At 49.6% G+C, this 26,735-nt stretch carries 27 protein-coding genes and 1 riboswitch; of the genes, 16 read left to right on the top strand and 11 right to left on the bottom strand.

Translation table 11 applies throughout. The features are described 5' to 3' along the window. Positions 1 to 7 precede the first annotated feature (7 nt). Positions 8 to 1,639 carry a putative bifunctional diguanylate cyclase/phosphodiesterase gene (locus tag ACSHWX_RS04680; protein WP_435667031.1) on the bottom strand — a complete coding sequence of 544 codons (1,632 nt, stop codon included), beginning with the start codon at positions 1,637 to 1,639 and terminating at the stop codon, positions 8 to 10. Positions 1,640 to 1,843: 204 nt separating this feature from the next. Here ACSHWX_RS04680 and ACSHWX_RS04675 point away from each other — a divergent pair, with 204 nt between their 5' ends. Then, complete coding sequence (locus tag ACSHWX_RS04675; RefSeq protein ID WP_435667030.1) at positions 1,844 to 3,307, top strand: pyridoxal phosphate-dependent decarboxylase family protein; 1,464 nt, start codon at positions 1,844 to 1,846, stop codon at positions 3,305 to 3,307. 282 nt (positions 3,308 to 3,589) lie between these two features. After that, positions 3,590 to 4,870 carry a 5-aminolevulinate synthase gene (hemA, locus tag ACSHWX_RS04670; protein WP_435667029.1) on the top strand — a complete coding sequence of 427 codons (1,281 nt, stop codon included), beginning with the start codon at positions 3,590 to 3,592 and terminating at the stop codon, positions 4,868 to 4,870. 16 nt (positions 4,871 to 4,886) lie between these two features. Here the strand turns inward: hemA and ACSHWX_RS04665 are convergent, their stop codons facing one another. Beyond that, entirely contained in the window at positions 4,887 to 5,297 is a 411-nt protein-coding gene (locus tag ACSHWX_RS04665; protein WP_435667028.1) for an ACT domain-containing protein, read from the bottom strand. 164 nt (positions 5,298 to 5,461) lie between these two features. Beyond that, positions 5,462 to 6,100, bottom strand: a complete 639-nt coding sequence (locus ACSHWX_RS04660) for a response regulator transcription factor (protein WP_435667027.1) — start codon at positions 6,098 to 6,100, stop codon at positions 5,462 to 5,464. A 549-nt stretch (positions 6,101 to 6,649) separates the two neighbouring features. On the opposite strand from ACSHWX_RS04660, the gene ACSHWX_RS04655 reads away from it, so the two are divergent. Continuing rightward, positions 6,650 to 8,239, top strand: coding sequence for a hybrid sensor histidine kinase/response regulator (locus ACSHWX_RS04655; protein ID WP_435667026.1), 1,590 nt, complete (start codon positions 6,650 to 6,652; stop codon positions 8,237 to 8,239). On the opposite strand, the gene ACSHWX_RS04650 is transcribed toward ACSHWX_RS04655, so the two are convergent. Both ACSHWX_RS04650 and ACSHWX_RS04645 read right to left on the bottom strand, forming a co-directional pair. Continuing rightward, positions 8,236 to 8,583, bottom strand: coding sequence for an antibiotic biosynthesis monooxygenase family protein (locus ACSHWX_RS04650; protein ID WP_435667025.1), 348 nt, complete (start codon positions 8,581 to 8,583; stop codon positions 8,236 to 8,238). The genes ACSHWX_RS04655 and ACSHWX_RS04650 overlap by 4 nt on opposite strands. Beyond that, complete coding sequence (locus ACSHWX_RS04645; protein ID WP_435667024.1) at positions 8,580 to 8,906, bottom strand: NIPSNAP family protein; 327 nt, start codon at positions 8,904 to 8,906, stop codon at positions 8,580 to 8,582. The genes ACSHWX_RS04650 and ACSHWX_RS04645 overlap by 4 nt, the downstream gene beginning before the upstream one ends. A 71-nt stretch (positions 8,907 to 8,977) precedes the next feature. On the opposite strand from ACSHWX_RS04645, the gene ACSHWX_RS04640 reads away from it, so the two are divergent. Further along, positions 8,978 to 9,664 (top strand): ArsR/SmtB family transcription factor, encoded by a 687-nt coding sequence (locus ACSHWX_RS04640; protein ID WP_435667023.1) that lies wholly within the window; start codon positions 8,978 to 8,980, stop codon positions 9,662 to 9,664. On the opposite strand, the gene ACSHWX_RS04635 is transcribed toward ACSHWX_RS04640, so the two are convergent. Both ACSHWX_RS04635 and ACSHWX_RS04630 read right to left on the bottom strand, forming a co-directional pair. Then, positions 9,661 to 10,323 carry a response regulator gene (locus tag ACSHWX_RS04635; RefSeq protein WP_435667022.1) on the bottom strand — a complete coding sequence of 221 codons (663 nt, stop codon included), beginning with the start codon at positions 10,321 to 10,323 and terminating at the stop codon, positions 9,661 to 9,663. The genes ACSHWX_RS04640 and ACSHWX_RS04635 overlap by 4 nt on opposite strands. Before the next feature lie 90 nt (positions 10,324 to 10,413). Further along, complete coding sequence (locus ACSHWX_RS04630) at positions 10,414 to 10,821, bottom strand: MerR family transcriptional regulator (protein ID WP_435667021.1); 408 nt, start codon at positions 10,819 to 10,821, stop codon at positions 10,414 to 10,416. Positions 10,822 to 11,043: 222 nt separating this feature from the next. Between ACSHWX_RS04630 and ACSHWX_RS04625 the strand changes: the two genes are divergently transcribed. From ACSHWX_RS04625 to ACSHWX_RS04605, 5 genes are all read left to right on the top strand, one after another. After that, positions 11,044 to 14,460, top strand: a complete 3,417-nt coding sequence (locus tag ACSHWX_RS04625) for a peptidoglycan-binding protein (protein ID WP_435667020.1) — start codon at positions 11,044 to 11,046, stop codon at positions 14,458 to 14,460. Between the two features lie 124 nt (positions 14,461 to 14,584). Further along, the gene (locus tag ACSHWX_RS04620) at positions 14,585 to 15,514 is read left to right on the top strand and encodes a sulfite exporter TauE/SafE family protein (protein WP_435667019.1); all 930 of its coding nucleotides are present in this window, start codon (positions 14,585 to 14,587) and stop codon (positions 15,512 to 15,514) included. Further along, the gene (locus ACSHWX_RS04615) at positions 15,511 to 16,275 is read left to right on the top strand and encodes a TIGR02186 family protein (protein ID WP_435667018.1); all 765 of its coding nucleotides are present in this window, start codon (positions 15,511 to 15,513) and stop codon (positions 16,273 to 16,275) included. Before ACSHWX_RS04620 ends, ACSHWX_RS04615 begins: the two co-directional genes overlap by 4 nt. A 5-nt stretch (positions 16,276 to 16,280) precedes the next feature. After that, positions 16,281 to 16,733 (top strand): DUF3429 domain-containing protein, encoded by a 453-nt coding sequence (locus ACSHWX_RS04610; RefSeq protein WP_435667017.1) that lies wholly within the window; start codon positions 16,281 to 16,283, stop codon positions 16,731 to 16,733. 4 nt (positions 16,734 to 16,737) lie between these two features. Then, positions 16,738 to 17,181, top strand: coding sequence for a GNAT family N-acetyltransferase (locus ACSHWX_RS04605; protein ID WP_435667016.1), 444 nt, complete (start codon positions 16,738 to 16,740; stop codon positions 17,179 to 17,181). Here ACSHWX_RS04605 and pdeM read toward each other — a convergent pair. Genes pdeM through ACSHWX_RS04590 form a run of 3 tightly spaced genes read right to left on the bottom strand, consistent with a single transcriptional unit; the run spans position 17,178 to position 20,920 of the window. Next, complete coding sequence (gene pdeM / locus ACSHWX_RS04600; RefSeq protein ID WP_435667015.1) at positions 17,178 to 17,909, bottom strand: ligase-associated DNA damage response endonuclease PdeM; 732 nt, start codon at positions 17,907 to 17,909, stop codon at positions 17,178 to 17,180. The genes ACSHWX_RS04605 and pdeM overlap by 4 nt on opposite strands. Further along, positions 17,906 to 18,367 (bottom strand): N-acetyltransferase family protein, encoded by a 462-nt coding sequence (locus ACSHWX_RS04595; protein WP_435667014.1) that lies wholly within the window; start codon positions 18,365 to 18,367, stop codon positions 17,906 to 17,908. Before ACSHWX_RS04595 ends, pdeM begins: the two co-directional genes overlap by 4 nt. 9 nt (positions 18,368 to 18,376) lie before the next feature. Continuing rightward, positions 18,377 to 20,920, bottom strand: a complete 2,544-nt coding sequence (locus tag ACSHWX_RS04590; RefSeq protein WP_435667013.1) for a ligase-associated DNA damage response DEXH box helicase — start codon at positions 20,918 to 20,920, stop codon at positions 18,377 to 18,379. Positions 20,921 to 20,995: 75 nt separating this feature from the next. Between ACSHWX_RS04590 and ACSHWX_RS04585 the strand changes: the two genes are divergently transcribed. The 5 genes from ACSHWX_RS04585 (at position 20,996) to ACSHWX_RS04565 (ending at position 23,956) form a co-directional block, all read left to right on the top strand. Further along, a complete protein-coding gene (locus ACSHWX_RS04585) occupies positions 20,996 to 21,301 on the top strand; it encodes a DUF6460 domain-containing protein (RefSeq protein WP_435667012.1) in 306 nt (101 codons plus the stop codon). Positions 21,302 to 21,420: 119 nt separating this feature from the next. Further along, entirely contained in the window at positions 21,421 to 22,776 is a 1,356-nt protein-coding gene (locus ACSHWX_RS04580) for an MATE family efflux transporter (RefSeq protein ID WP_435667011.1), read from the top strand. Positions 22,777 to 22,937: 161 nt separating this feature from the next. After that, entirely contained in the window at positions 22,938 to 23,147 is a 210-nt protein-coding gene (locus ACSHWX_RS04575) for a hypothetical protein (protein ID WP_435667010.1), read from the top strand. A gap of 5 nt (positions 23,148 to 23,152) precedes the next feature. Beyond that, on the top strand, positions 23,153 to 23,470 hold the full coding sequence (locus ACSHWX_RS04570) for a YbjQ family protein (RefSeq protein WP_435667009.1): 318 nt from the start codon (positions 23,153 to 23,155) through the stop codon (positions 23,468 to 23,470). A gap of 9 nt (positions 23,471 to 23,479) precedes the next feature. Beyond that, the gene (locus ACSHWX_RS04565) at positions 23,480 to 23,956 is read left to right on the top strand and encodes a cupin domain-containing protein (protein WP_435667008.1); all 477 of its coding nucleotides are present in this window, start codon (positions 23,480 to 23,482) and stop codon (positions 23,954 to 23,956) included. Positions 23,957 to 23,966: 10 nt separating this feature from the next. On the opposite strand, the gene ACSHWX_RS04560 is transcribed toward ACSHWX_RS04565, so the two are convergent. Beyond that, positions 23,967 to 25,061 carry a 2'-deoxycytidine 5'-triphosphate deaminase gene (locus tag ACSHWX_RS04560; RefSeq protein WP_435667007.1) on the bottom strand — a complete coding sequence of 365 codons (1,095 nt, stop codon included), beginning with the start codon at positions 25,059 to 25,061 and terminating at the stop codon, positions 23,967 to 23,969. 114 nt (positions 25,062 to 25,175) lie between these two features. Then, a riboswitch (SAM riboswitch) is annotated at positions 25,176 to 25,254 on the top strand. A gap of 31 nt (positions 25,255 to 25,285) precedes the next feature. Here ACSHWX_RS04560 and metZ point away from each other — a divergent pair. Both metZ and ACSHWX_RS04550 read left to right on the top strand, forming a co-directional pair. Continuing rightward, the gene (gene metZ / locus ACSHWX_RS04555; RefSeq protein WP_435667006.1) at positions 25,286 to 26,491 is read left to right on the top strand and encodes an O-succinylhomoserine sulfhydrylase; all 1,206 of its coding nucleotides are present in this window, start codon (positions 25,286 to 25,288) and stop codon (positions 26,489 to 26,491) included. 9 nt (positions 26,492 to 26,500) lie between these two features. After that, the gene (locus ACSHWX_RS04550; RefSeq protein ID WP_435667005.1) at positions 26,501 to 26,728 is read left to right on the top strand and encodes a hypothetical protein; all 228 of its coding nucleotides are present in this window, start codon (positions 26,501 to 26,503) and stop codon (positions 26,726 to 26,728) included. The last annotated feature ends 7 nt before the right edge of the window (positions 26,729 to 26,735 follow it).

Here is a 26,735-nt window from a genome sequence, read left to right as displayed (position 1 = left end):
CAAAAAACTACATTGCCATGTCGCTGATTACCGGATTGCCTACTGCGAGCAACTCCAGTACTTGAGCGGCTGGCATTGGGCGACCGAATAGGTAGCCTTGGCCGATATTGCAACCAAGCTTTTGCATTGTTTTCAGTTGTGCTGCGGTTTCAATTCCCTCGGCAACAATTGTGGTTTCAAGACTCTTGCTGAGTGCAAATAAGCCACGAACAATTTTGCACATTCTTGGACAATCGTTAGACTCTTGAACAAAAAGTTGATCGATCTTGATCTTGTCGAAATCGATCTTTGTCAAACGCGAAAAGCTTGAATAGCCGGTTCCAAAATCATCTAAAGCTATTTGCACGCCTGCTTTTTGCAAATCAATCAAATTCTCCATTGCGGTATCATGGTCTTGAACGAAACAGCTTTCTGTCACCTCGAGTTCAAGGCGATGTGGCGGCAGCCCGCAGTCGCCTATCTGTTTGAGGATGCGCTCGCCCATCAACCGATCTCGCAACTGGGATGCGGACACGTTGAATGAAAGCGTTTTATCGCTAGGCCAATTGCGAGCATCGATGCAAGCTTTGGTCAACAAAGTCTCGGAGAGTTCCAAAATTTGCCCAGATTTTTCAGCAATTTCGATAAACTTGCTCGGCGGTATGAAGGAGCCGTCCTCTTGCTGCCAACGTGCAAGCGCCTCAAAGCCGACGATTTGCTTTGTCTTCATGTCGATATAGGGCTGGTAATGCACCGACAATTCATCATCACGAAGCGCTCTGCGTAGTTTTTGTTCTATAAGCGAGCGCTCGGTCATTGCAAGACCCATGCTCTCACTGAATAACTTGAAACTACCTTTAGACTGCTGTTTTGCTTCGTATAAAGCAGCATCAGCGTTGGTCAATGCAGCTTCAATTGACTGGGCATTATCAGGCATCATTGCAATACCAACAGATACTCCAACTTCCATCTGATTGCTGACGAGTTGGAATGGCTTTGCAATCACATCTAGGATTTTTTGAGCTGCAAGTTCAGCTTCGGCGCGGTTGGCGCCTTCCAACACAATCACAAACTCGTCCCCGCCCAGTCGCACGACAGGGTGATCATCGAACGACCATTTTAGACGGTCTGCTATTTGGACAAGTAACGCATCACCACCTGCATGGCCCAGTAAATCATTTACAGTCTTAAACCCGTCCAAATCGAGCATGAGAACAGCGTGTTGTTGATCTGAGTATTCGAAATTTGAAAATTCTGACCGCTTAGACAACTCAACCAAAAACTGTCGATTGGGGAGTGTCGTTAATGGATCGTGCTGGCCAAGCCAAACAATTTCGTTTTCAGCATTGCCACGCATTTGAACTTCATGCCGAAGGTCCGCGAGGCGGCGCCAAGCAAAAATCAAACTGCCAAAACCGGCTATAATTATTCCCCGGGCAAACTCAGCTAAGTGGTATACTTCCATTTGCCCAAACATTTTGGAAAGCGGGCCCAAAACTTCCCATTGCGCCAAAAAAGCCCAAACCGCGGCAACAATCGTCGTGATCACTAGAGCGTCAAATCCTGCACGACCCAAAACTGGTTCTTTGCCCTTTTTCATCTCGTCGCCTTTTTCTTCTGCCCCAAGCCACCAAAATAGCTTGACCAGCTTAACAATCACGAAAATGCCGATTGCGAGCGCCTCATTTTGTTCAAGATAGTTAAAACTTTATGTATTTTGATGTTTTTGATCGTAAGCGTGTGCTCAACATTAACGCATAGATGCCAAGGTCAAACTGTTAGACTTTCGGGTTGAAATTGTGCCTACAAACAGATCAACTTACAAACCAATCGAATCCAATTCTCACAAAGAATGGCAGTGATAATGTCCAAAGATCTAGCTGAAACCGGCCAGTTTCAAACCTACCTTGCCAAAATGGGCGCTGGTTTGGATGCGTTCGTAAAGTTTGAGAACGGCGACGCCCTAGATCCGGACCGTAACTGGCAGCAAAGCTTGAACGAACCTCTCCCCGAAAAAGGAACCGGGATCGACAATATAGCGCAGCGGTTGGTAAACGAAGTCATCGCCAACGGATCAGCCATTGCTCGACCTGGCTTTACGTCCTTTATTACAACGGGTGGCACAACGGCATCGGCTATCGCATCGGCCGCCGCGTCAATTGCATCCCCACAGCGCTATACACTGAACGCGTTCAACTTTCTGGAAGAACTTTCGCTGAACTGGCTGGCTCAGTTATGTGGGATTTCTCACATGAAGGGGCTATATTCATCCGGCGGCTCAGTTGCCAACTTGGTTGCTTTAGGCGGTGCGCGCCAATGGGCGTTTGAGCAAGTAGGGCACGATGTCGCCGCACATGGTGTTGATCGCAAAACACGGCTTTACGCCAGTGCTGAATGTCACCATACGATACAAAGATCTGCTGGCGTGCTTGGACTGGGGCGCAGATCCGTTCGCTTGATTGAATGCGACGAACAAAAGCGCATGTTGCCGTCTGCGTTAGAAGTGGCCATCGGCGAAGATTTGCAAAATGGGTTTCTGCCCATCGCCGTTGTTGCCAATGCAGGCAGCACAAACACCGGTGCCATCGACCCGATCAAAGAAATTGGCGAGATTGCCCGCGCCAACAAAATTTGGTTTCATGTGGACGGCGCTTACGGCTTGCCAGGCATATTGGATGACCGCATTGCCCCTTTATATGAAGGAATTGAGCTAGCGGATAGTGCGATTGTCGATCCTCACAAATGGCTTGGAGCGTGTGTTGGGATTGCGGCGACTTTTGTGCGGGACCGCGAGATATTGCATCGCGCGTTCACGCAAGAGCCAGCTGACTATTTGGAAGGCTCTGTTGATTATCAAGATGGTGCCAATGGTCCAACCCATTCGATGGATGACTTTGGCGTGCCCTATTTCGATTTTGGGGTTGAGCTGAGTGCCCCGCCCCGTGGTGTTGCCGTTTGGGCAATGCTCAAAGAAATTGGCGTTGATGGCATGCGCCAACGCATCCGCAGACACAATGATATGGCGCAACGCGTTGCAGAGCGCGTGCAGGCAGACGATCGGTTGGAGTTGGTGTTAGAACCAAGCCTTTCAATTTGTTGTTTCCGTTACATTGCCGAGGGGGTCGAAGACCTGAATGTTTTCAACCAACGCATTCACCGGCGGCTTGTGCGGGGGAATGCGTTTATTCCAAGCACCACCAAAGTTGATGGCAAATTGGCGATCCGGCCTTGTTTTGTTGGTGCGCGTAGCGAAACGGGCCAGGAAGATGGGTTGGTTGATGAGGTTTTGCGCCTTGGCGACCAGTTGATGGCAGAGCAAGAATTGTAGGCAGGTGACGAGCGTTAACCTTCGGCAAAGTCGAGAAATTGCGTTTGCTCTAGCAATTGTGATCACAAAAACTGGAAAAGCGGTTGCGCAGCTTTCCAATGGCTTTAAATAGAAGCCAGCAAGCTACTTAATATATGTATTTTTTGCTATATATATTGAGGACTGCGCTAAAATGTGAATAATTGACCTGCGTCATGTTGCCGGATCGGCAGATCGATATAGATTGGCTAGTAAGGAGAGCAGCTTAGTGCTCCCAGCCATTTGAGATAGGGGTATCAATAGATGGATTATCGCGGACTATTTGAGGACGCCATTGATACTTTGCGTCGTGAGAAACGCTACCGGGTATTTGCAGACTTAGAACGCATTGCTGGGCATTTTCCCAAAGCCATTTTCCGCGACCATGCCGACAATGCACGCGAAATCACGATCTGGTGCTCCAACGATTATTTGTGCATGGGGCAGAATCAAAAAGTCATTACGGCCATGCAGGAAACGGCTGGAAAGCTTGGCACTGGGGCTGGCGGTACGCGCAATATTGCTGGAACCAATCGCCCGTTGGTGGAACTCGAACGCTCCCTTGCAGATTTGCACCGTAAGGAAGCCGCGTTGGTTTTCACTTCAGGTTTCGTTTCTAACGAAGCCTCGATCTCAACCATTGCACGTCTTATTCCGGACTGTCTTGTCCTATCTGATCAGCTCAATCACGCATCGATGATCGCTGGTGTGAAACAGTCCGGCATGGAAAAGAAAATTTTCCGACATAATGACATGGCCCACCTGCGCGAATTGCTTGAAGCCGCAGGTAAAGAACGGCCCAAAATGATTGTGTTTGAATCCGTTTATTCAATGGATGGTGATGTGGCGCCCATTGAGCAAATTGCCGATTTGGCTGAAGAATTTAACGCCCTCACTTACATTGATGAAGTTCATGCTGTTGGCATGTACGGGGAACGCGGTGCAGGGATATGCGAACGCGACGGGTTGATGCATCGGATTGATATTATTGAAGGCACCATGGCCAAGGCGTTTGGTGTTATGGGCGGCTATATTACAGCCAACCAACCTATCGTTGATGCAGTGCGGTCTTATGCATCAGAGTTTATTTTCACCACGGCATTGCCCCCTGCCCTTTGTGCAGCGGCGCGTGCTTCGATTGAACATTTGAAAACTTCAAGTGTTGAGCGCGAAGGTCAACAACGGCAGGCACAACGCGCTAAAGAAATTTTGACGGCAGCGGGTTTGCCTGTCATGCCGACCAATACGCATATTGTGCCGGTGATTGTGGGTGACGCGCGACGTTGTAAAGCGGCCAGTGATATGCTTTTGGATAAGCACAATATTTATATTCAACCGATCAATTATCCTACTGTTCCAAAAGACACAGAACGTTTGCGGATTACCCCAACGCCGTTGCATACGGACGAAATGTTGTTTGAATTGCGGGATGCCTTGCTCAGCGTTTGGCAGATTTTGGATCTGCCGATGAATATGGATACTTCACAGCTTACGGCCCAAGCGCTGAATTCTGGTGATTTGGTGTTACCTACCAACGGCGGCTAGGTTTTTGCCGCTGTTATCACGCGCCAGTTTTTGATAATTCAGCCAAGCAATTCATGGCCACATCCACTTTTTCCACCGGAATAAAAAGATGATCATGATGATAACCTGCGACCACGTTGCATGGTACACCAACTTGCGTCAGCCTATCTGAAATAGCCGCCATAAAACCAACTGCCTCAAGCGCCGAATGCACATATAGTGTGATTTTTTGACAGACAAACTCATGCTCAATATTCGCAGCAATTGCGTCTTTTTCGAGCAAGATAAGCGTTATGCCCTCATCTTCGACAAAGCTCATGATGGGCGTCAAATCAATGCCTGCAAATTTGTCTTGAGCGATTGTTGCAAATGCATAGCGTCGAGGTGAAAGCTGTGGGCTCATCCCCTTAATCAAGCTGCTTAAATCATGTATTGCTGAGTTGCTCATCGGGCAATCCCTTTTTGTCGGGTCGTCCCGGTTCAAATAAAAACTGCCAAGTCGTCCCAACAGCAACTCCAGTTTGCGCAAATACGCCCAAAATTTCAAGAAAAAAGGGTGGCCATGGACCACCCTGCATGTTCGTTTTAGCCACACCCTGAAGGGGGAGTTTTTTAGCTTGTGAGGACAATGCGAACAAGATCTGCTGTATTGCGCGCGCCCAGTTTTTCCATCACCCGCGAGCGATGAACCTCTACCGTGCGTGGACTAATGCCCAATTCACGCCCGGCCTCTTTGTTCGACTGACCATTGGTTATGAGCTGAAGCACTTCGCGTTCGCGTGGGGTCAGTTGATTAAAGCCGCGCACTTCAACCGGTCGATGAAATCCGGTTTGAACCGCACCAATATGGACGTCCCGTCGCAGCGCATCACGGACGGCGCGCACCAACCGTTCTGTGTCGATGGGCTTAATGATGACGTCCGACGCTCCCAATTTCATCGCCTCAACCGCACCGCCCACATTATCACTGTCAGACAACATAAAAATGGGTGCGCCCGTGCGCATCGACTTTATGCGTACGACTGTGGGCAATGTGTCCTCGCTATCGACCTTCATATTGATAATGATGACATCGGGTAGGCGTCTGTCTATTTGCGCCAACAATTGGGTGACTGAATTGGATATATGGGTTTGAAAACCTTCTAGCCGGAACAACACGCCCAATGCCTCGCAGGTCCCGTGGTCTGCATCCACAATATGGATAAGACGGTCTTTGTTTAGTGAGTTATGATAATAAATCTCAGCGGTCATATTTGCCCCCAAGAAAACAATTATAAATTGTATTTGTTAGTTCTATTTTTTGGTCGTCGCAGAACATAGTTTAGCCCCTAATATCGCTCAAAATACAAATTCTCCGCTTAAATACGATGCGGATGCACCCTGTGAGTATGATCACTCAGTGCAGTTTCGATAATTGGTCCGACAACCTGCGGATATTCACGTAAATTACATACTTTTACGTACAGGTATCTATGCCTATTTAGGTATCTTTTCCTATTCATAAATGCAACTAAAAATTGTATTTTGGCATAAATTCAACCTAAAGAGGTGTTTTTCAAGGCTTTTTAAACCTACGCTAGCAGCTGCATCTCAACCTCCATAATCAGACAGGCGCTGAAATTGATCTTTGAAAATAGCAGTTTCTTACGTCAAATTGATTCGAGATTGAGGCAATCCGTTGCTGTCGTATGGAATTCCGCCTTGAATTTTCGCTAGTAATTGCGCTGTCCCAAGAGAAAATGTTAGCGCTTAGGTCAGCGCATTAATTTGATAAGGTGTGTGTTGAACTGGAGTGATAGATTGAGCCGACAAGACAATGACCCCGCCCTGCACACCGTGGTTGACCATTTGGGGCAAGGCATTGCGATGTTTGATCGCGATCATCGGCTTGTTTTGTCCAACAATCTTTTTCAACAGCTTTTGGAATTGCCCGACGATTTGGTCCGACCAGCATCTACGCTTGACGATATTATCCGTTTTCTCGTTGTTCGTGGTGATTTTGGCGATGGCGACCACGAAGCACTTGTCGGTGCTCGCCTTGCCCAAATCGACAATAAAAACGTTAGTCTGACAGAACGCCCCGGTCACAAGGGACAATATTTTGAAGTGCGCACTGACCACCTGCCCGAAGGGGGCATGGTGATCAGCTATTCAGACATATCAAGCCGCATTGATGCGGAACGGGAGTTGGCAAAGGTCAACCAATCGCTTGAAGCGCGCGTAAAGGACAGAACACAAGAGCTTACCGCCTTAAACTCTGAACTCGAACGGGCACGCGCAAAAGCTGATGCTGCAAATTTGGGAAAAACGCGGTTTCTCGCCGCTGCGAGCCATGATTTATTACAGCCCTTGAATGCGGCAAGGCTTTATACATCCACAATGATCGAGCGCGCCCATGGCAGCGACCTGGCACGATTGGCGCAAAATATTGACGCTTCTTTAGGGGCCGTTGAAGACATCATGTCCGCACTGCTCGACATTTCCCGCATTGATAGTGGGGCGCTTAAACCTTCCAATTCGACGTTTTCCATTCAAGAATTGTTACGCAAGGTTCGGGTTGAGTTTGAACCGGCAGCGGCGGAAAAAAACATCAAGCTGCGCCTTGTCGGCGCAGATAGCGCTGTACATACTGACAGGCGACTTGTCGCTCGTGTTGTGCAGAACCTTGTTTCCAACGCGATCAAATATACGCCCGAAGGCGGTTCTGTTTTGGTTGGATGTCGCAAACGCGGAAATCGTATCCGTCTGGACATTATCGATAGTGGAATAGGTATTGATAAGGGGCAACAATCTCTGATCTTCAACGAGTTTTCCCGCCTTGAACCCGGCGCACGTATTGCATCTGGCCTTGGCTTGGGCCTTTCGATCGTGCAACGAATTTGTTCGGCGCTTAACTTGCAATTGGAAGTGGAAAGCACTGTTGGCAAGGGGTCTCGGTTTTCGATTTATGCCCGTGAAACTACTAAGGCCGCTGAACCCTATAAAGAACCAGAACATTTCGCACGAACGCTCAACAGCGAGCAGTTTTCAGCCCTGCAAATTCTTTGTGTAGACAATGAAATAGACATATTAGACGCAATGAATGCGCTTTTATCCGGATGGGGGTGCAATGTTCGCACGGCTAAGTCCCTTAAGGCGATTTCCCAATCTTCGATGTTGGAAGGCTGGATACCTGACATTGTTTTGATGGATTACCATCTAGATCAAACCTCTGGTCTGGACGCAATTCAGTGGCTACGGCAAACAATTGGTGGGCACCTGCCCGCAGTTCTGATCACCGCTGACAGAACACCACAAGTGCGCGAGTTGGCCGCCGAACGGGATATTTCTGTTTTGCCAAAACCCGTTAAGCCAGCGGCTCTTCGCGCCCTTATTGGACGCCTGACTTAGGGCGAATGAAACGCTACACTGTCCCTGGGAGCCTGCAAGCGTTCAGTCTTTCCATAGTCCCGCAAAACATTCGCCACCCGCAAGCGATAGCCCTCAAAGACCTTCGATCGGCCTTTTGATTGTGCCAGTCTGTGACTTTGCAGGTTTCGCCAATGGCGCACCGCCTCCTCATCTTCAAAGAATGACAAAGAGAGCATTTTGTTCTCGTCCGTCAGGCTTTGGAAGCGCTCCACGCTGATAAATCCCGGCAGGGTTTCAAGTTCAGCTTTCAACGCGGCAGCAATGTTGAGATAAGTGGCTTTATGTTCTTCTTTCGGCACCACCTCAAAGATCACGGCGATCATGTTGTGAGCTGCTTATGCGGCAGAGATGCACATTTGAGGAATGTTCGCTCTTCGCGCAAAATGAACTTCTCCTTCTGCGCAAATTGATAATTCTCTTTGCCGATTGGATGCTTTGCCAACCGCGCTCGATATTGTTCGTAGGCTGCGAGATCTTTGATCGAATACACACCATAAGCCAACGTAGAAGAACCTTCATGGGGTGCAAAATAGCCGATCAGATCTGCACCGCACTCGGGAATAGCTTTCCCCCAATTTTGGGCATATTGGACAAATTGGGCGTGCTTTGTTGGATCAATTTGATATTGAATAAAACATGTAATCATTTTGGTACCTTTCAAATTCTCCCCGCTTATTCCATATTGAACTACCCTGATGCTTCGGCTATGATCGAACTATGAAAGACGGACCAGATATATCTCGCATTGGCCAACTTATTGGCGATCCAGCACGTGCCAACATTCTTTGCGCATTGATGAGTGGCAAGGCGTTGACCGCGACCGAATTGGCGCAGGAAGCAGGCGTAACGCTGCAAACCACCAGTGGACACCTTGCCAAACTGTTTGATGGTGGATTGGTGCGCCAGCGCAAACAAGGACGGCACCGCTATTACTCGTTGCCCGATGATGATGTGGCTAAAGTGCTGGAAAGCCTGATGCATTTGGCAGCAAGCCGCGGCCATTTGCGCACGCGGACCGGCCCTCGCGACCCACAAATGAGGAATGCACGGGTCTGCTATGACCATTTGGCAGGCGATAAGGGTATCCAGCTTTATGATGGTTTAGTTGCAAATGGTTATTTGCTTGAAAAAGATGACGATCTGGATTTAACCGAAAACGGGCGTGCATTTTTTACCCAATTTGGCATTGACCTCAACGTCATTGGCAACAAGCGACGTCCCCTTTGCCGACAATGTTTGGATTGGAGCGAACGACGCACCCATCTGGCTGGCACATTGGGCAAAGCGATATTGGACCAAATCTATCAACGCAAATGGGCAAAGCGTGAGCCGAGCTCGCGCATTGTCACTTTTAGCGGGCAAGGCCAAAAAGCTTTTAGAGATTGGTGTTCTGTCAACGGCTAGCCTTTAGGCACGGCGTCGATTTGACCTTGTTCCAATTTGGATGCAGCAATTACAGCCTGTGTGCGACTATCAACATTTAGCTTTTGCAAAATCGCGGACACATGGGCCTTTACCGTGGCCTCTGATACGGTCAATTCATATGCGATTTGCTTGTTCATCAAACCATCTGACAACATCATCAACACGCGCAATTGTTGCGGTGTAAGCGTGGCCAGTCGCTTAGTGTAGTCTGCGATTTCGCCATCTTCTTCTTCAAAAGTAAAACCATCTGGCACCCAAATGCCGCCATCCAAAACTGTTTTGATGGAGGAATGGATTGTGTCTGGTCCGACAGATTTTGGTAGAAATCCGGATGCACCAAGATCGATCGAACGGCGAACTGTTGCGCTGTCGTCACTTGCGGAACAAACCATCACCGGCACTTCTGGGAATTGCGCGCGCACAAGCAAAAGACCTGAAAAGCCGCGCACACCGGGCATCGCAAGGTCCAACAGCACCAAGTCGCATTCGCGGTTTTGCCCAAGCAAATTGGTCAGTGTTTCTAAATCGCCTGCCTCTTCAATTGTACAATCAGCGCCGTTTTCGGCTTCAATTGTTTGGCGCAAGGCCGCTCGAAATAACGGGTGATCGTCAGCGATAATGATGCGATTTACAGGCATTTAGCTTCCTATACGGTCATTCTAAATCTGGTGTAGCGCAACAATTGCGGGAGAACAAGTCACGCCACCCTGTTTCAGGCTCGTGACATGCTACTCGTCCAGCGTGGCCTCAGCTTCAACCATACCGGCGATAATTTTTTCAACGCGTTCTAATTCTTGTAGACTAATATCTATGCTCTCACGTCGCTGCTTGAGCAACAGGCGTTGCGATCTGATTTTGGCGAGCGCTTTTCGCATCTGCCTTTCGTTGCCGTCGCGCAATTCATAGCTTTCCAAGAACGCCTGAATTTCGCGGATGGTCATGCCGATTTGTTTGCCGTTTAGAATGAGACGGAGCTTGGTTCTGTCCTTGCTCGAATAAAGACGTTTTTGCCCCACGCGCCGGGGCTTGAGCATTCCTTTGTCCTCATAAAACCGCAAAGCACGATGCGTAATGCCAAAAAAATCGGCCAAATCACCGATTGTATATACGTGTCCACCGCCGACATTCGCTGACATCTCGTTCCTCTATGACGTTGGATTGTTCAATTCGATGATCAAAAACCTGATCGGTCTTTGGCATATTTTGCACCGTTTTGACAGTTATGTGACGAAACTGGGGCGATTATCTTCAATTTGCACAAGGAATTAACAGCTTCTTTACCATGTTCGCTGAATGGTAGGTGCGTTCGAGAACTAGATATCAAGGCGCAGAATTTGTCGCCGATAAGTGGATAGAAAATGCCAAGACGCCGTCCTCAAAATGCCTTAGGGCAACAAGCAAGCCGTTACAACAACGCCCCCCAACCTTGGGACGCGCTAAAGAACGAGCTTGAGGATTTGCTGGGCCAAGTTCAAGACCAGATCACAGAATTTGAAGGCGACAGCCCTTATGAGACGACGCAAAACATTGATGTCGCCCGCTCAATGAGCGGGACCGAACAAATGGAATTGCGTCGGCAAGAAGCATTATTCAATGTTCAGACTGCTGTTAATCGGTTGGGTGGAAAACAAGAAAAGCCCAAAAAGAAGAAGAAAAAGAAAAACCAGAACGCTGTCAGGAACAGCAACAGCAACAAGCTAGACGACGCAATCGCACAAATTCGCGCTTCGACCCAACAGATCGACGCCAGTGAACTTGCTGATGCGCGCCATTTGCGGTCTACTTCTCAGCCATTTAGACGCGAAGCTGCACGGCCTGACCGTCCACCCCAAAATCAGGACCGTCAAACGCAGAATATCGCTGAATTGACAGGGCAAATTGAGGGCCTGCACCGCAGCGTTCGCGATCTGGCTGGCCAGATGCCGGCTGGCGACAGCTTTTCGCGCATTGAAAACCAAATTAGTCAGCTGAGCGCCAATATTGGTGAGCATCAGACCCCACAAGCCGATGCGCTAAGCGATCAACTAGACAATCTACAATATGCACTTGAGCGCCTTGCAGAACTACAGGTTCGGCAAATTGGCCATATCGAACAGCTCAAAACATCAGACACGAACCAAGACAGCCAAGCCGGACAAGAGCGAATTGAAAAAAGCATCCGCGCGATTTATGAAAAGTTTGATACTTTAGAGCAAAGCATTGATCGTCCCAACTCCAGCATTGAAACAATCGCCAAAGGGATTGGCAGCATCGCGCGTGCAGTTGATGGCATGCAAAAACACCATGATCAGGACCAAAGTTACGCTCAAAATCAAGCTATTTTGGCACAAATCGAAAGTGTCTCGCAGCGTCTTTCAGCCATGGATCAAGGGCAAAACGGCAGCTTAACCGGTGATGTTAAACGTGAAATGCAAGGGTTGCGCGGCCAGCTGGTTAACGCACTTGAGCCGCGCTTTACCGCCCTTGAAAGTCGGCTAGATGACTTTGCCACACAAGGTGGACTTCCCAATATCGCTCCGGACCATTCTGATTTGTCTGCTCGGCTTGAGGAAATGGAAGACAGAATAACCCAAGCCATTTCAGGTATTGCTGATATTCAATCTTCAAATTCAGGAAGCGATGGTTCAGACAAAACTGTTTCGGCCCTAAAGGCGATGGAAGCACGATTGAGTGAAACACTCAGCCAAATTCATCGCACGGGATCACAAGTGAGTGCGGGTGATGATGTAACGCCGGTTGCCCTTCAAGCCATGGAACAGCGCATTTCAGACGCGATAGAGCGTTTACATGGGCAGTTGCCGAACGACAGCGCTGATAGATTTGATGGTTTACGCGCCATTGAAAACAAGTTGACAAGCAGCCTAAAACGGCTTGAAACGCTTTCGACCAAATCGATATCTGCACAACCCCCAGCGCTACAAAACCACATTGCGCCAGCCAGAGTTGTTGCGGAACCTGAAATCAAAACGGCGCCAAAGCCAATTCCAACACCTCAAAAAGTTACCGAACCAGCGGTTTCTGACGAGTTGGTCGCGTCGGCAAAACCAAAATTTGTACCGCTTAGTCAGGCGAAAGACACGCCACCCTTGCCAAGATCCTCATTGGCAACTGCACAAGCTGAAACACCTGCGCCGATGCCAGTTGGTCGAGTTGAGCCGGAAGTGAGAACTGCTCGCGAAGAACCCACCCAAGATCGTTCTCGTGAGAGCTTTATTGCAGCCGCGCGACGCGCATCATTGGAACGGTCAAACGAAGCTGAACCCAAACCAAATGGTGGTTTATTGGGGCGTGCTCTTGAGCGCATCAAGGCGGTTAAAACACCCAAACCGGACACCGATGACGCTGAAGCTTTAAACGAAACCACTTCCAAACATGAACCTCAAATTGAGCAGCCTCCGGCAATAAAAGAGCACTCACAGAGCAATGAGCAAGTCGACGAGCGCGCTAAAACGCTTTCAGTAGGGCCTGAACCTGCGCGACCTCAATCACTTGCTAAAGCGCCAAAGCCGCGAAGCACATTTGAATCGGATGATGATGATGACCAAGACACGCAGGAGCTTTTAGACGCACAAGGTCAAGAAAGCTTTCTAACGCGCAACCGCCAACCGATTTTGCTGGCGGCTTCAGTTGTTGTCATTATTGCGATGACCGCAAACTTGGTTTTGGACAAGGGCACAACAGACTCTACCCAAGAAATCCCTACCGGTTTAGAATCTGCGGACGTAAGTGAAGCACCGCGACAAATCAGTCTGACTGAGGTGGAAACAGCATTGAATGGGCAGCAAACCATGCCCAACGAAATGGCTGCGCTTACCGATATGGCAAGTTTGAGTGATCAAGATATCGCTCTAACAGCGCCAACACCGCAAATCGTTGATAGCTCAACAATTACAGCAAGCATTCCGAAGTCCCCTATTTCCGTTTCCATGCCAAATGAAGAAGTCGGGCCAGTTGCATTGCGTGAGGCCGCAGCAAATGGCGACCCCCGCGCTCAATATGAAGTGGCGATGATCTATTCTGAAGGCAAAGCCGTTGCCAAAGATTCTCAAGCTGCTTTCAAATGGTTCGAGCGCGCAGCGGCCAATGGCTATGCGGCAGCGCAATATCGTCTGGGCACGGCATATGAACACGGCATGGGCGTTGAAAGAAATTTAGAGCAAGCCAAATTATGGTATTTGCGCTCTGCTGAAGCAGGCAACCGCATGGGTATGCATAATCTCGCAGCGCTGAACGCCAGTGCGCCTGATGAAGAACGGGATTTCAATGCTGCTGCACGCTGGTTTGAAGAAGCGGCTAAACGCGGCGTTTTAGATAGTCAGTTTAATCTTGGTATGCTCTACGCACGCGGATTAGGTGTCAGCCAAGACTTCGGACTATCGTATAAATGGTTCTCAATCGCGGCCCAAAGTGGCGACAAAGACGCGGCGAAAGCGCGTGATGACGTTGCACGCTCAATCGACGCAGCGCAAATGCAGTCCATAAAACAAGAACTTGAGAAATGGCAGTTTACCCCGATCAATTTGATCGCCAATTACGCCCCGATAGGGACGTGGTCAAAGTCGTTCAATCCCGGTGAAGAAATCGGCGCGCAAAAGATTGTCCTTAATGTGCAGATTGCCCTAAGCAAATTGGGTTTTGATTTGGGCAAGCCGGACGGTGTGATTGGTCCCAAAACCCGTGAAGCGATCCGTCAGTTTGAACGGACCCTTGGAATGGGTGAAAGTGGCAAGATCAACCCGCGTCTTCTTACGGTTTTAAGCAGCCAGCCAGTATAATTCGGCTGGGTGAACGCGCTATTTGGTTTTCTGGGGCTAATAGCCCATTTTCCGCGATTGACAGGGCAATAACTGCGGCCTAAACCCTGATGCAATCGAGCGCAATTAACCGGGATGCTCTGCCGTGCAACTTTATTTGCCCATCGCTGAAATCTCACTCAACATATTCATGTTGATTGGGCTTGGCGGTGCTGTTGGTTTCCTATCCGGTTTGTTTGGCGTTGGTGGCGGTTTTCTGCTCACCCCAATGTTGATTTTTTCTGGTATTCCTGCACCCGTTGCCGTTGCTTCTGTTACAAGTCAGGTTGTTGCGGCTTCAACGTCTGGTGCCCTTTCCTATTGGCGACGTGGTGGCATTGACCTCAAACTGGCTTTTGTCCTTATCCTCTCTGGAATATTTGGCGCGTTCGGCGGCGTCTGGACCTTTGGCATTTTGCGTGCTGCGGGACAATTGGACCTCGTTATCTCATTGGGGTATTTGATTTTTCTTGGTTCCATCGGCGGGCTAATGCTTGTGGAAGCCATCCGCTCGATGGTCAAACACAAAGCCGGTAAAACCATACCGCACAAGCTACCTGGGAAGCACAGTTGGGTCCACGGGCTACCGCTGCGCATGAGGTTCAAACGCTCAAATCTCTATGTCAGTGTTTTGCCTGTCATTATGATTGGCGTTAGCATTGGCTTTTTGGGCTCGCTTCTGGGTATTGGCGGCGGGTTCATTTTGGTGCCCGCATTGATCTATATTTTGAGGGTGCCCGGATCGGTTGTGATTGGTACATCTTTATTGCAGGTGCTGGCTATTATGGCGGCCACAACAATTTTGCATGCGGTCAACAGTCAAACTGTTGATATCATGCTGGCGTTCTCGCTGATGGTGGGTTCGGTCATAGGCGCTCAATTCGGCGCATCTGCGGGACAACATTTACGTGGCGAGCAATTGCGTGCCCTCTTGGCAATCATTGTTTTGGCCGTCGCCATACGATTTGCACTGTCTCTTTTGCTCACTCCATCTGATCCGTTTTCCATGACGGTGTTGTTAGGAAGTGTGACGTGATCGTAAGGGCCTTATTTTCAGCCGTATTTACGTTTTTTCTTGTGGCGGAAGCAAATGCGCAACGGCTGGTGGCTGCCAGCTCAGACCCAGAAATCTCAATCAACTCAACCTTTGCCGGGGAAGAAATCACGTTCTTTGGCAATATTGAAAATGCGTTTGATGGCGACGCCGAACAAGTCACCAATGATTATCACATCGTCATTGCCGTGCGCGGCCCTACATCCACACGGGTTGCCCGACGCAAAACCAATCAGTTTGGTGTTTGGCTGAATGGAGAAGAAGTTGCGTTCAACAACTTCCCTTCGTTCTTTCACCTGATTTCAAATTTGCCTGTTGATCAAATAGCGAACCTTGAAGAATTGTCGGTGAACGGCCTCGCATTTGACAGTGCGCCATTTCTGCAACCCAGAGGAGACGCGGCGAAAATCAGCGAGTTTAGCCAAGAACTTATTCGGCTGATGGAAGAGCAAGACCTTTATAAAAGGATCGACCACGGGGTCATTTTTCACTCCAACACCTTTTATTCGGCGCGGATTGAACTGCCAGCGCATGTACCGAACGGCAACTATATCGCAATCACCCACCTGTTTAAGGATGGGCAACTTAAAGCCAAAAAAGCACAACGCTTTTCTGTTCGCACCGTTGGATTTGAACGATTTCTGTCTTCGTCCGCAAAAGACCATTCATTCCTATATGGGCTTGTGTGCGTTTTACTGGCGATATTTACCGGATGGCTGAGCGGCGTCGCATTTAGGAGGTAACAGACATGTCCAATTTGCCCCTTTTTTGGTCCAGAACCGTTGCGTTTGCTGCATTGGCTGGCTGGATACCATTTCTCCTTGGCTTGTTGTTCACTCTCATACCAGCGATTTCTCCTTTTGAAAGCGTGATGTTTGAACGGGCGTTGGTGGGTTATGGCGCACTGATTTTATCTTTTCTCGGTGGCATCCGCTGGGGCATTCGACTTCAGGGCGGAGCTGGTTCGGAGCTCACCTATATTGTGGGCACGTTTGGCGCGATTGCTGGATTTGTGATGCTGTTAATGCCGGTTAGTGTGGGTCTTGTTTTGCTGACGTTTGGATTTGCTGCCCACGGGATTTGGGACGTCCTTTCCGGCATGCGCGGCCGGGTTCCCCAATCCTATGCACGGTTGCGCGCGGTCTTAACGTGGTTGGTTTGCGTAACGCTCATCCTCATCATCATTGCGAGGTTTTTCTAGTTTGATGCTTAAAAGCGAGATACGAAACGCGGCTATCCGCGATGTTATTGCTTTGCGCGAAATTTACGCGCATTTGCATCCAAATGAACCGCCAGTTTCAGAACCTGCATTTAAAAGCGCGTTGGCACATACGCTTGATGATCCCACCCAACAACTCATCGTGAGTGAACTTGATGGCGTTATCGTGGCTGTTTGCACACTCTACATCATGTCAAATTTAACGCGTGGATGCCGCCCGTTCGGGTTGATCGAAAATGTCGTAACCCACAAAGATCATCGCCGACTTGGTTTTGGCAGACAAGTTCTCGCATCCGCAACAGAACGCGCACGACAAGCAGGTTGCTACAAACTGATGTTGATGACGGGAAGTACAAGACCGGAAACGCTTCATTTCTATGAAGCTTCTGGTTTTAAGCAAAACAAAACCGGGTTTCAGGTTCGCTTTTAGCGCCCAATAAGATGTCTGCGACCTACGAGATAAATTTGATCTTTACCCAACACCGCGACCTGCATTTGACGGCGATCAATCACAGACGAGAATGCTGGATCTAGAACGTTTAAACTGCCTGTGGAAACTCCATAAGCCGGCATAATCATTCTGGTGTGATCATATACAAAACACGCCCTACGGATTGATCTGCCATTAATGCTCACCCTCGCTGCCGGGTGAAGATGCCCGGCAATTTGGTGTTCGATTTTACCTGATGGTTCATGGGACAAAATCAGACCGCCGATGGCGGCGCTTTCACTGCACCGTCCACCAAGTTCATGCTCACTGGGATCATGATTGCCGGCGAGCCAAAGCCAGTCGACAGATTGAGTTAGCCCAGCAAGTAAGTCCGCGTCATGAATATTAAGAGTGGTCGTCCCCTCGTCGCGATGAAAGCTATCCCCCAACGCAATAAGTGATTTGGCACCTGTTGCCTTGATATCACAGGCCAAACGGTTGAGCGTTGCGCCGGTATCGTATGGCGGTAAAAACTGGCGTGATTTGGCATAGGAGGACATTTTTTCCAAATGCAAATCTGCCACCAACAGCGTCTCGATTTCTGGCCAATAAAGCGCCCCGGAAGTCAATGCAAGAAGGCGCTGCCCGGCAAATTCCAGCGCGAAACCATCAAATTGTGACGCTTGTTGATGAGGCTGGGCTTGTTGGTGCAATTGGGTTTGGCTCATTTCAAGTTCATCCGATATTGCACAACACGACCAACTTCAGCAAACCCGCAGGCTTCATGCGCTTTATGCCCATTTATATTTTTGAGATCTGCATCAGACGCCAAATGAGGATAGCCTTGTTCGCGTGCCCAGTGAGCAGCCGTATCAATTAATGCTTTGGCGATGCCTGATTTGCGAAAATCAGATTGAACAAACCACCCTTCAAGATAAGCAACCGGCCCGTCGTAACAGCAGTCAGCATATGATCGTTGGGCAATTTCTGCGAAGCCGACCGCTCGACCCTCCACAATCGCCAAAAAAACAATTTTCAAGTTTGGGTCTTTGCCGCTTAGAAATAGCTTGGCTTCTTTTGCCGCGTCTTCGTCTGTAAAGCCACGAAAAAGCATTTGCCGCATCGCAGCCCATTGTTGCCACTCATCTACTTTCATTTCTCGAATTTCAAATTCAAAATTTGCCAATGACGTCACCTATCTTCCTGAAGCCTCACGCAACAAATCTTCTGCGGCTTCCGCCAACACGCTTTCACGGCCCTCCCCAAAAATCGGCTCCTTGCCAATTTCAAGCATAACAGGAACTGCAAGCGGTGAGATTCGCTCCAAGTCTTTGTGTATTATATGCTGCCGAATACGCTTTAAACAGGTGCTAAGACGTTCAATATCGAGTAATCCCCTTGCCGCATCTCGGCGAGTTGCTTGAATGAGGATATGGTCTGGTTCGTGTTCATATAAAACATTGTAAATCAGATCCGAGGACATGGTGATCTGACGCCCCGACTTTTCCTGGCCAGGATAACGACGTTCAATCAACCCCGAAATAATTGCACAATTGCGAAACGTGCGGCGCATCAGGCTGGATTCATCGAGCCATGTTTCAAGGTCGTCACCCAACATGTCTTCGTCAAACAATTCGTTTAGGGACAAACGCCCGCGTTTGAACTGCGCGCCAATATCAGTAGCGCACCAAATCGCTAAGGCATATTCTGACGCCACGAACCCAAGTGGCTGCGCCCGGTCACGTTCCAATCTTTTGGTAAGTAACATGCCCAGGGTTTGGTGTGCCAAGCGGCCTTCGAACGGATAGCAAACCATGAAATATTTGTCGGCCTTTGGGAATGTTTCAACCAACAAGCTGTCCGTACCCGGAATAGTGGAAACGTCGCGCTGAAGCCTGAGCCAATCGCTGACTTGATTGGGTAGTTTGTTCCAAGTCTCAGGTGTCGCGAGAGTTTTGCGAACCCGTTCCGCCAAGTAAGTCGAAAGCGGAAATTTACCGCCCATATATGCTGGGATCTTCGGGTTCTTGGCAAAGGAGCGCGACACATAGGCTTCGTTATCGCGCATGGCTTCAAACGCCACAATTTCACCGCCAAAAATAAAGGTGTCGCCGGGCATAAGCTGCGTGATGAAGTACTCTTCAATTTCGCCCAGCACGCGCCCACCCCGGCCAATCGGCCCGGTGGTTGCACCGCGTCGTTGTCCTTTGGATCGAACCAGCCGAACTTTGAGCATTGGTTCCTCAACAATTGTGCCCACATTCATGCGATATTGCTGGGCGATCTTTGGGTGAACAATCCGCCACGTATCATCTTCAGTTTTCCGCAATCGGGCGAAACGCTCATAGGCGCGCAACGCATATCCACCAGTTGCCACAAAATCGACGACCCGCTCAAATTGCTCCCACTCCAGTTCGCGATAGGGCCAAGCGCGGGTTATTTCATCGTATAATTGTGTCGCATCAAACGGCGCTGAACAGGCCATGCCCAAAATGTGTTGCGCCAACACATCTAACCCACCGGGCTGAGGGTCTTCGCTATCTTGCGCACGTTCTTTAACCGCTTCCTTGGCAGCTTCACACTCCAACACTTCAAAACGATTAGCCGGCACCAGCATAGCGCGGGAAGGTTCATCTAACCGGTGATTTGAACGCCCTATACGTTGCAACAAGCGCGACGAGCCTTTTGGCGCACCAATTTGTACCACAAGATCGACATCGCCCCAGTCGATGCCCAAATCCAATGTTGACGTACACACCACGGCTTGCAATTTTCCAGCAACCATGGCGGCTTCGACTTTGCGTCTTTGTTCCACGTCAAGCGAGCCGTGATGCAACGCGATGGACAGCCCATCCTCGTTGATTTCCCATAAAGATTGAAACAACATTTCTGCTTGCGAGCGCGTATTGACGAACAGAAGTGTGGTGCCATTTTGTTTGATAACCTCAAGCAGTTCCGGCACTGCATATCGAGCTGAATGCCCGGCCCACGGCACCCGGTCGTCACTCGCCAAAATCTCAACTTCTGGGTCTGCGCCACCTTCGTTTGTGACGAATACCACTTCACGTTCTGGCTTTGGTGTATGGATCCACTCGCGCAACATTTCAGGTTTTGCAACGGTTGCAGACAAAGCTGAGATCTTTAGATCAGGACACAATGTGCCAAGCCGCGCCAAACCCAACGCAAGCAAGTCGCCCCGCTTGGATAATGCCAGCGCGTGAAGTTCGTCCAACACAACACGCCGAAGCGAGCCAAACAGTTTTGGCGCTTCTTTATGCGACAACATCAAGGCCAATTGCTCTGGCGTCGTCATCATGATGTTGGGTGGATCAAACCGTTGAAGTTGCCGACGTGACGATGGGGTATCCCCGGTGCGTGTTTCGACGCGAATGTTAAGACCCATTTCAGAGATTGGGTCCATCAGATTGCGCGCGACATCAACGGCTAATGCTTTTAGCGGCGAAATATAAAGCGTGTGCATACCGTCAAAGGGTTGTTCCGCCAATTCAACAATAGAGGGCAAAAAGCCAGCTAGGGTTTTTCCTGCTCCGGTGGGGGCAATCAACAAGGCAGAACGTCCGACACGGTCCGCTTCAAGCATATCCAATTGATGTTGGCGCGGCACCCAATTACGCTGAACAAACCAATCGCGCACAACATTTGGCAGCCCCCAAGCCTGGGCAAACAAATTTGGGTCGTTCGCATTATTTGTTTTGTCGGTGCTTGTTGATTTGCGCATTGTGCCTATATTTAACCCAGATAACACATATCGCCAGCGAATTTGTTCTGGCGCAGCACAAGCTTGGGGAACAAAATGAGCAAAACTGAACAACGCGACTATGATGACGCACAAGAACCTGAACGCCGGAACTTTTTTGGTGGCAGTCCAAAGAGGGTATTCTTTAAGTTAGTAATCCTGTCTTTGGTGGTTGGGTTTGTTATGCGGGTGATGGACATTACGCCCGGCACAATATTTGGCACGCTTGGCCGCTATGTCGGCGCAACCTTTGCCGACCTTGGTAGCTTTATGGGTGATCTGGGGATTTGGTTCGGCTTTGGCGCCGCCATCGTTTTCCCACTTTACATTCTTATTCGCCTTTGGCGTCGCCTCGTCGCATAAACGAATTCAAATATACCACTTTAGGCTTGCGGGTTTTTGACCCGCAGCTAGACTTTACCTTTAGCGAATCTTTTGGCACGGCGTAATCCTCGCATTGCTATTTCCAAGGGCAAAGTCACATGAGCAAAAAGAGCCATCCGTTCAATGTGGGGCACAAAGATGTTTGGCTCATCGCGCTGCCAACAGCTGTTGCCTTTGTCACAGAGCCTCTTGTTGGCATAGCGGACACAACCATTGTGGGCCGCTTAGGCGAAGTCGACCTGCTCGGTGGACTGTTGATTGGCGGTTTGGTTTTTGACTTCGTCGCCGCCATTTTCTATTTCCTTAGACTGTCAACTACAGGCCTGACCGCTCAGGCCTTTGGTGCCCGCGATGAGGCGGCACAGGCTGCACATCTCGTACGGGCGTTGACAGTTGGTTTTGCCGCCGGACTGCTCGTGTTGGCGCTAATGGTGCCGATTGCGGAATTTGCTAGCTTCGCGTACGGCGCAAGCGAAGATGTGGTGACCGCATTTAAGACCTACTTTTATATTCGGGTGCTTGCCGCTCCATTTGTTTTGATGAATTTCGCGCTTGTTGGTTGGTTTTTGGGGCGTGGGCAAAGCTTTGTCGCGCTGATCCTTCAATTGATCTTAAACATATCCAACATCGGCCTCTCCATCGCCTTCGCATTTGGCCTAGATATGGGGATCGAAGGTGTCGCTTGGGGCACCGTTGCGGCCCAAATCATCATGTTGGTGATTGGATTTATTTGGGCCATCGTGCAACTGGGTGGGCATAGAAGCCTTTTGCGCAAACTATCCGATGCCGACCTGATGAATGTTGTTCAAATAAAGCGGCTGCTGGGTTTAAGCGGCGACATTCTTATTCGTTCGGTTTTGCTGAGTGCCGTCTTTTCGTTTTTTGCTTCGCAGGGCGCACGGGCCGGAGATGACATTCTCGCCGCCAATGGAATTCTGTTGCATTTCATGATGGTTGCCGCCTTCTTTTTGGACGGCCTTGCAGCGGCGTCAGAACAGCTATGTGGCAAAGCTATAGGCGCGAGATGGCGACCTGCTTTTGTGAGTGCAATCAAGCTCTCGTCCCTCTGGGGTTTCATTCTTTCTGGCATGTTGACGATCCTATTCATTGTGACGGGCCCCACCATTATTGACTTCATGTCGACTAGCGAAGTGGTGCGCCAAACGGCTAGGGACTATCTATTGGTTGCCGCCATCGCGCCCGTTTTTGGTGTTTTGGCGTTCGTATTGGATGGCGTATTTGCTGGCGCGACAATGGGCTCTGACATGCGCAACGGTATGATTGTTTCAACGATAATCTTTGCGATTGTCTGGGCAGTATTAACACCAATATTGGGCATTGCGGGTCTGTGGTGGGCGTTGCACAGTTTCTTTATTGGTAGAAGTTTGGTTTTCTTGGGCCTATTAAAACTGCGCATGCCTGACCTTTTTGCAAAGGTCGATGCGGGAGCTTAAAAGTCGTGAACATCTGGTCATCTACATATGCCCATCGATCTAATTCGCTAACTCGATTGCTAATTTTGGGTGTTAATTCCGCTTGAAGCAGGCTCCAATCGCTTTTACGTTGTCTTCATAAGGTGTCTTAGACATTCGTTTAGGGCGCAAAGGAGGATAAGATGAAACTCGAACAGCTAGCGCTCATTTTGGTTATTTTGGCGGCGATTGCGTATTTCGGCTTGATGTTTTTTGGCATCTTTTCGTCCGGCGCACCTGTCTGGCCGTTTATCATTTTAGCCGTAATTGGTCTGGGATTGTTGGGGCGTGTGATTTACCAACGCATGACCAATGAAGAAGACAATTATTATGAAAAGAATATCAAGGAGTAATCATTGTGATTGTGACAACGGGAATTGATGTCGCTGAGGGCGAAATTGTACGAACGATAGGCATCGTGCGCGGCAATACAATCCGGGCCAAACATGTGGGAACTGACATTATTGCAGGCCTGCGCAATTTGGTCGGCGGTGAGGTGAGCGAATATACAAAACTGATGGCCGAGGCACGCGAGCAAGCATACGACCGTATGGTGGCCGACGCAAAGCGGGTGGGTGCCGACGCTGTGATCGGGGTCAACTTCACCACTTCGATGATTACTCAAGGAGCCGCCGAAATATTGGCCTATGGCACAGCGGTTGAATTGAAGAAATAGATATCGATCATGCCAAAAATTGACATCCCAGATTGGGCTGACCACGCAGGTGCCGCCCACCCGATTTCCGGCCAAGATGATGGCCCCTATAGCGAGATCGTTTTGGGCAAACTGGCCGGGCTTTCACAACTCGGTTTGCGCCTTGAACGACTGCCTCCGGGTTCAAGCTCGTCTCACCGCCATTGGCACGAAAATGAAGATGAATTTTTGATGATGCTGGAGGGCGAATTGGTATTGGTCGAGGATCACGAAACCCTGCTTAAAGCAGGCGACTTTGCGGCTTGGCAATCTGGTTCCCCCATTGCCCATTGCTTGCAAAATCGCAGCCAACAAGATGCCACATATTTGATAGTGGGGGCAAATTCAGACCGCGACATCGTGCATTATCCGGATCACGACGTGGTCTTGCATCGTAATAACGGGATGCGCACATTCACACGAGCCGACGGCACACCAATCAAAACTAAACCCGTTAAAGGAAGCTAGTTCTGGTAGGCTAATTCGATTTGAAATGCTTTGACAATTTCAGGTGTTGGCCTTGGTAATTTGAACCAAGGTTGGCACCATAAAGATTGTCAGGGCGCTCGGCCATGCGTTCGTAAATCAGACGGCCGATGGTTTGCCCATGCTCCACCAAAAACGGCACTTCGCGAGATCGCACTTCCAATACAGCGCGACTTCCAGCACCTGCGGCGCTTGCGTGGCCAAAGCCGGGATCAAAGAAACCGGCATAATGCACACGAAACTCGCCGACGAGCGGATCAAATGGCACCATTTCAGCGGCATAATCAGGTGGCACATGCACCGCTTCGCGCGACACTAGAATATAGAATTCGTCAGGATCAAGGATAAGCTCACCGCCGCCGCGATCATACAACGGGTCCCAGAAGTCCAATATTTCGAGCGCAGCTTTCTTATCCACATCAACAACCGCCGTGTGGCGTTTTGAGCGATAACCAATCAGCCCGCCGCGATCACCGCCCTTTAGATCAATAGAGAGCGCGACGCCATTGTCCACCGGCGCGTTTTGATCAAACACCAATGTTTCTTTGGCGTGCAGGGCCTGATGTTCAGCCACATTTAGGCGCGTATCACCTTCACGAAAACGGATTTGACTAAGGCGAGAGCCTTGGCGCACCAGCACCGGAAATGTGCGTGGGCTCACTTCTAAATAAAGTTGACCCTGATAACCGGCGGGAACTGTATCAAATGCCCTGCCCTGATCAGTAATCACGCGGGTAAAAATATCTAGGCGGCCTGTCGAGCTTTTTGGATTTGTTGTTGCGCTGACGCCGTCTGGCAAATCAAGGCTTTCCAAAAGTGGTACGATATAGACGCACCCCCGTTCCAGAACGGCGCCAACAGACAAGTCAATTTCGTGGAGTTTTAGCGCGTTGATCCGTTCATGCACGGAGCTGCCCGGCCCCGGCAAAAAGCTAGCGCGCACTCGATAGGCGATGTTGCCCAACCGCAGATCTAAACTTGCTGGTTGCACCTGATCGTCATCAAACGCTATTGAAGTTTTGATGCCACCCAACGCATTTAGGTCTGCAATCATTCTCGCAGAAAAGATGCCGCTTACGCCCGCCATAGGTCTTAAATTCCACTCACTCAAGTCTCTTGCAAGTTTCTTGCAAGTTTCATGCAAATTTCTTGACCATTCTCTAGCAACATTGACGCCACGGTGCAATTGGCGTTACATCATCACTTGAATGGTGGTGATTTGGCCGGTCTGATTGCAGCCACCCTAAACAAATTGCTAAAGTCGACCATTTTGCCGGCCAAGGGGTCGGCATTTTTGTTTGGAGTACACAAATGGCTGATGCAAAAAACCCGTTGGCGGATACAAAAAATCACCGTGCCGCCACCCAGATGGTTCATGGCGGGTCTGTGCGCAGCCAATTTGGGGAAACATCCGAAGCGCTCTATTTGAACTCGGGATTTGTCTACGAAACATCAGCCGCGGCTGAAGCCCGTTTCAAAGGCGAAGATGACGGGCACATCTATTCACGTTTCTCAAATCCATCTTACGACATGTTTCAAGACCGGATGTGTTTGCTGGAAGGCGCTGAAGCCGCGCGGGGCACTGCGACTGGCATGGCGGCTGTTACCACAGCTGTAATGAGCCAAGTACGCGCTGGTGATCACGTGGTTGCATCACGCGCTCTATTTGGCGGCTGCCGATTTGTGGTTGAAGACTACTTGCCGCGTTGGGGGGTCCAGTCGAGCATTGTGGATGGTCGTGATCCTGAAAACTTTGCAAGAGCCATGCAGCCCAACACCAAAGCCATTTTCATTGAAACACCAACAAACCCAACATTGGAGTTGGTAGATATTGCGGCTGTTGCTGAAATTGCACATGCGCATGGCGCAGTTTTGATTGTTGATAACGTATTCGCAACGCCTTTGTTTCAGAAGCCACTAGAGCTTGGCGCTGACTTGGTTACCTATTCGGCGACCAAGCATATTGATGGGCAAGGCCGGTGCATGGGTGGCGTAATCTTAGGCTCAAAAGAGCTTATTGAAGCGGACATCCACACTATCATCCGCCAAACCGGGCCGACCATAAGCCCCTTCAACGCGTGGGTAATGCTAAAAGGGTTGGAGACACTAGCGGTTCGGGTTGAGCGTATGACCCAATCAGCGCATCAGTTGGCTAACTTTTTGGCAGACCATCCAAAAGTCGACAAAGTGTTCTATCCGCATCACAAATCACATCCGCAATACGAGCTGGGCAAAAAGCAGATGAGCAGCGGCTCCACCATGCTTGCATTTGAGATTAAAGGCGACCAGCAGGAAGCTTTTGATGTGGCGGATGCGCTAAGCGTGGTCAAGATTTCAAATAATTTGGGCGATGCAAAGTCAATCATTACACACCCTGCGACCACCACGCACCAGCGCTTTTCGGACGAACAGCAGCTGGAAGCTGGGATAACGCGGAAACTGCTTCGACTGTCTGTCGGGTTGGAAGACGAACAAGATTTGATTGAAGATTTCGCATTTGCTTTGGATCAGATTTAGAGCACACCAGTGAGTGACGATTTAGGGTTTACATTCCGCGCCCGGAAAAACGGCGAAGTAAAAATCAACCATAATGGGCGGTTGGCAACGACTTTGCGAGGTGACGCAGCCTCAGACTTCATCGAAGAAATGAGTGATTGCGCGTTTATTGACCAACAACAGGTGATGGCCCGCATAACTGGCAACTACAAACGAGGCAATGAGCGGTTGGCGAAAAGCCATCCGCGCAACAGCTGAGCGACTA

Source organism: Maritalea sp. (genome assembly GCF_051251695.1).
Classification (GTDB): Bacteria; Pseudomonadota; Alphaproteobacteria; order Rhizobiales; family Devosiaceae; genus Maritalea.
The sequence above is the reverse complement of the archived record's forward strand: the minus strand, read 5'-3'. Positions and strand labels throughout refer to the sequence as shown.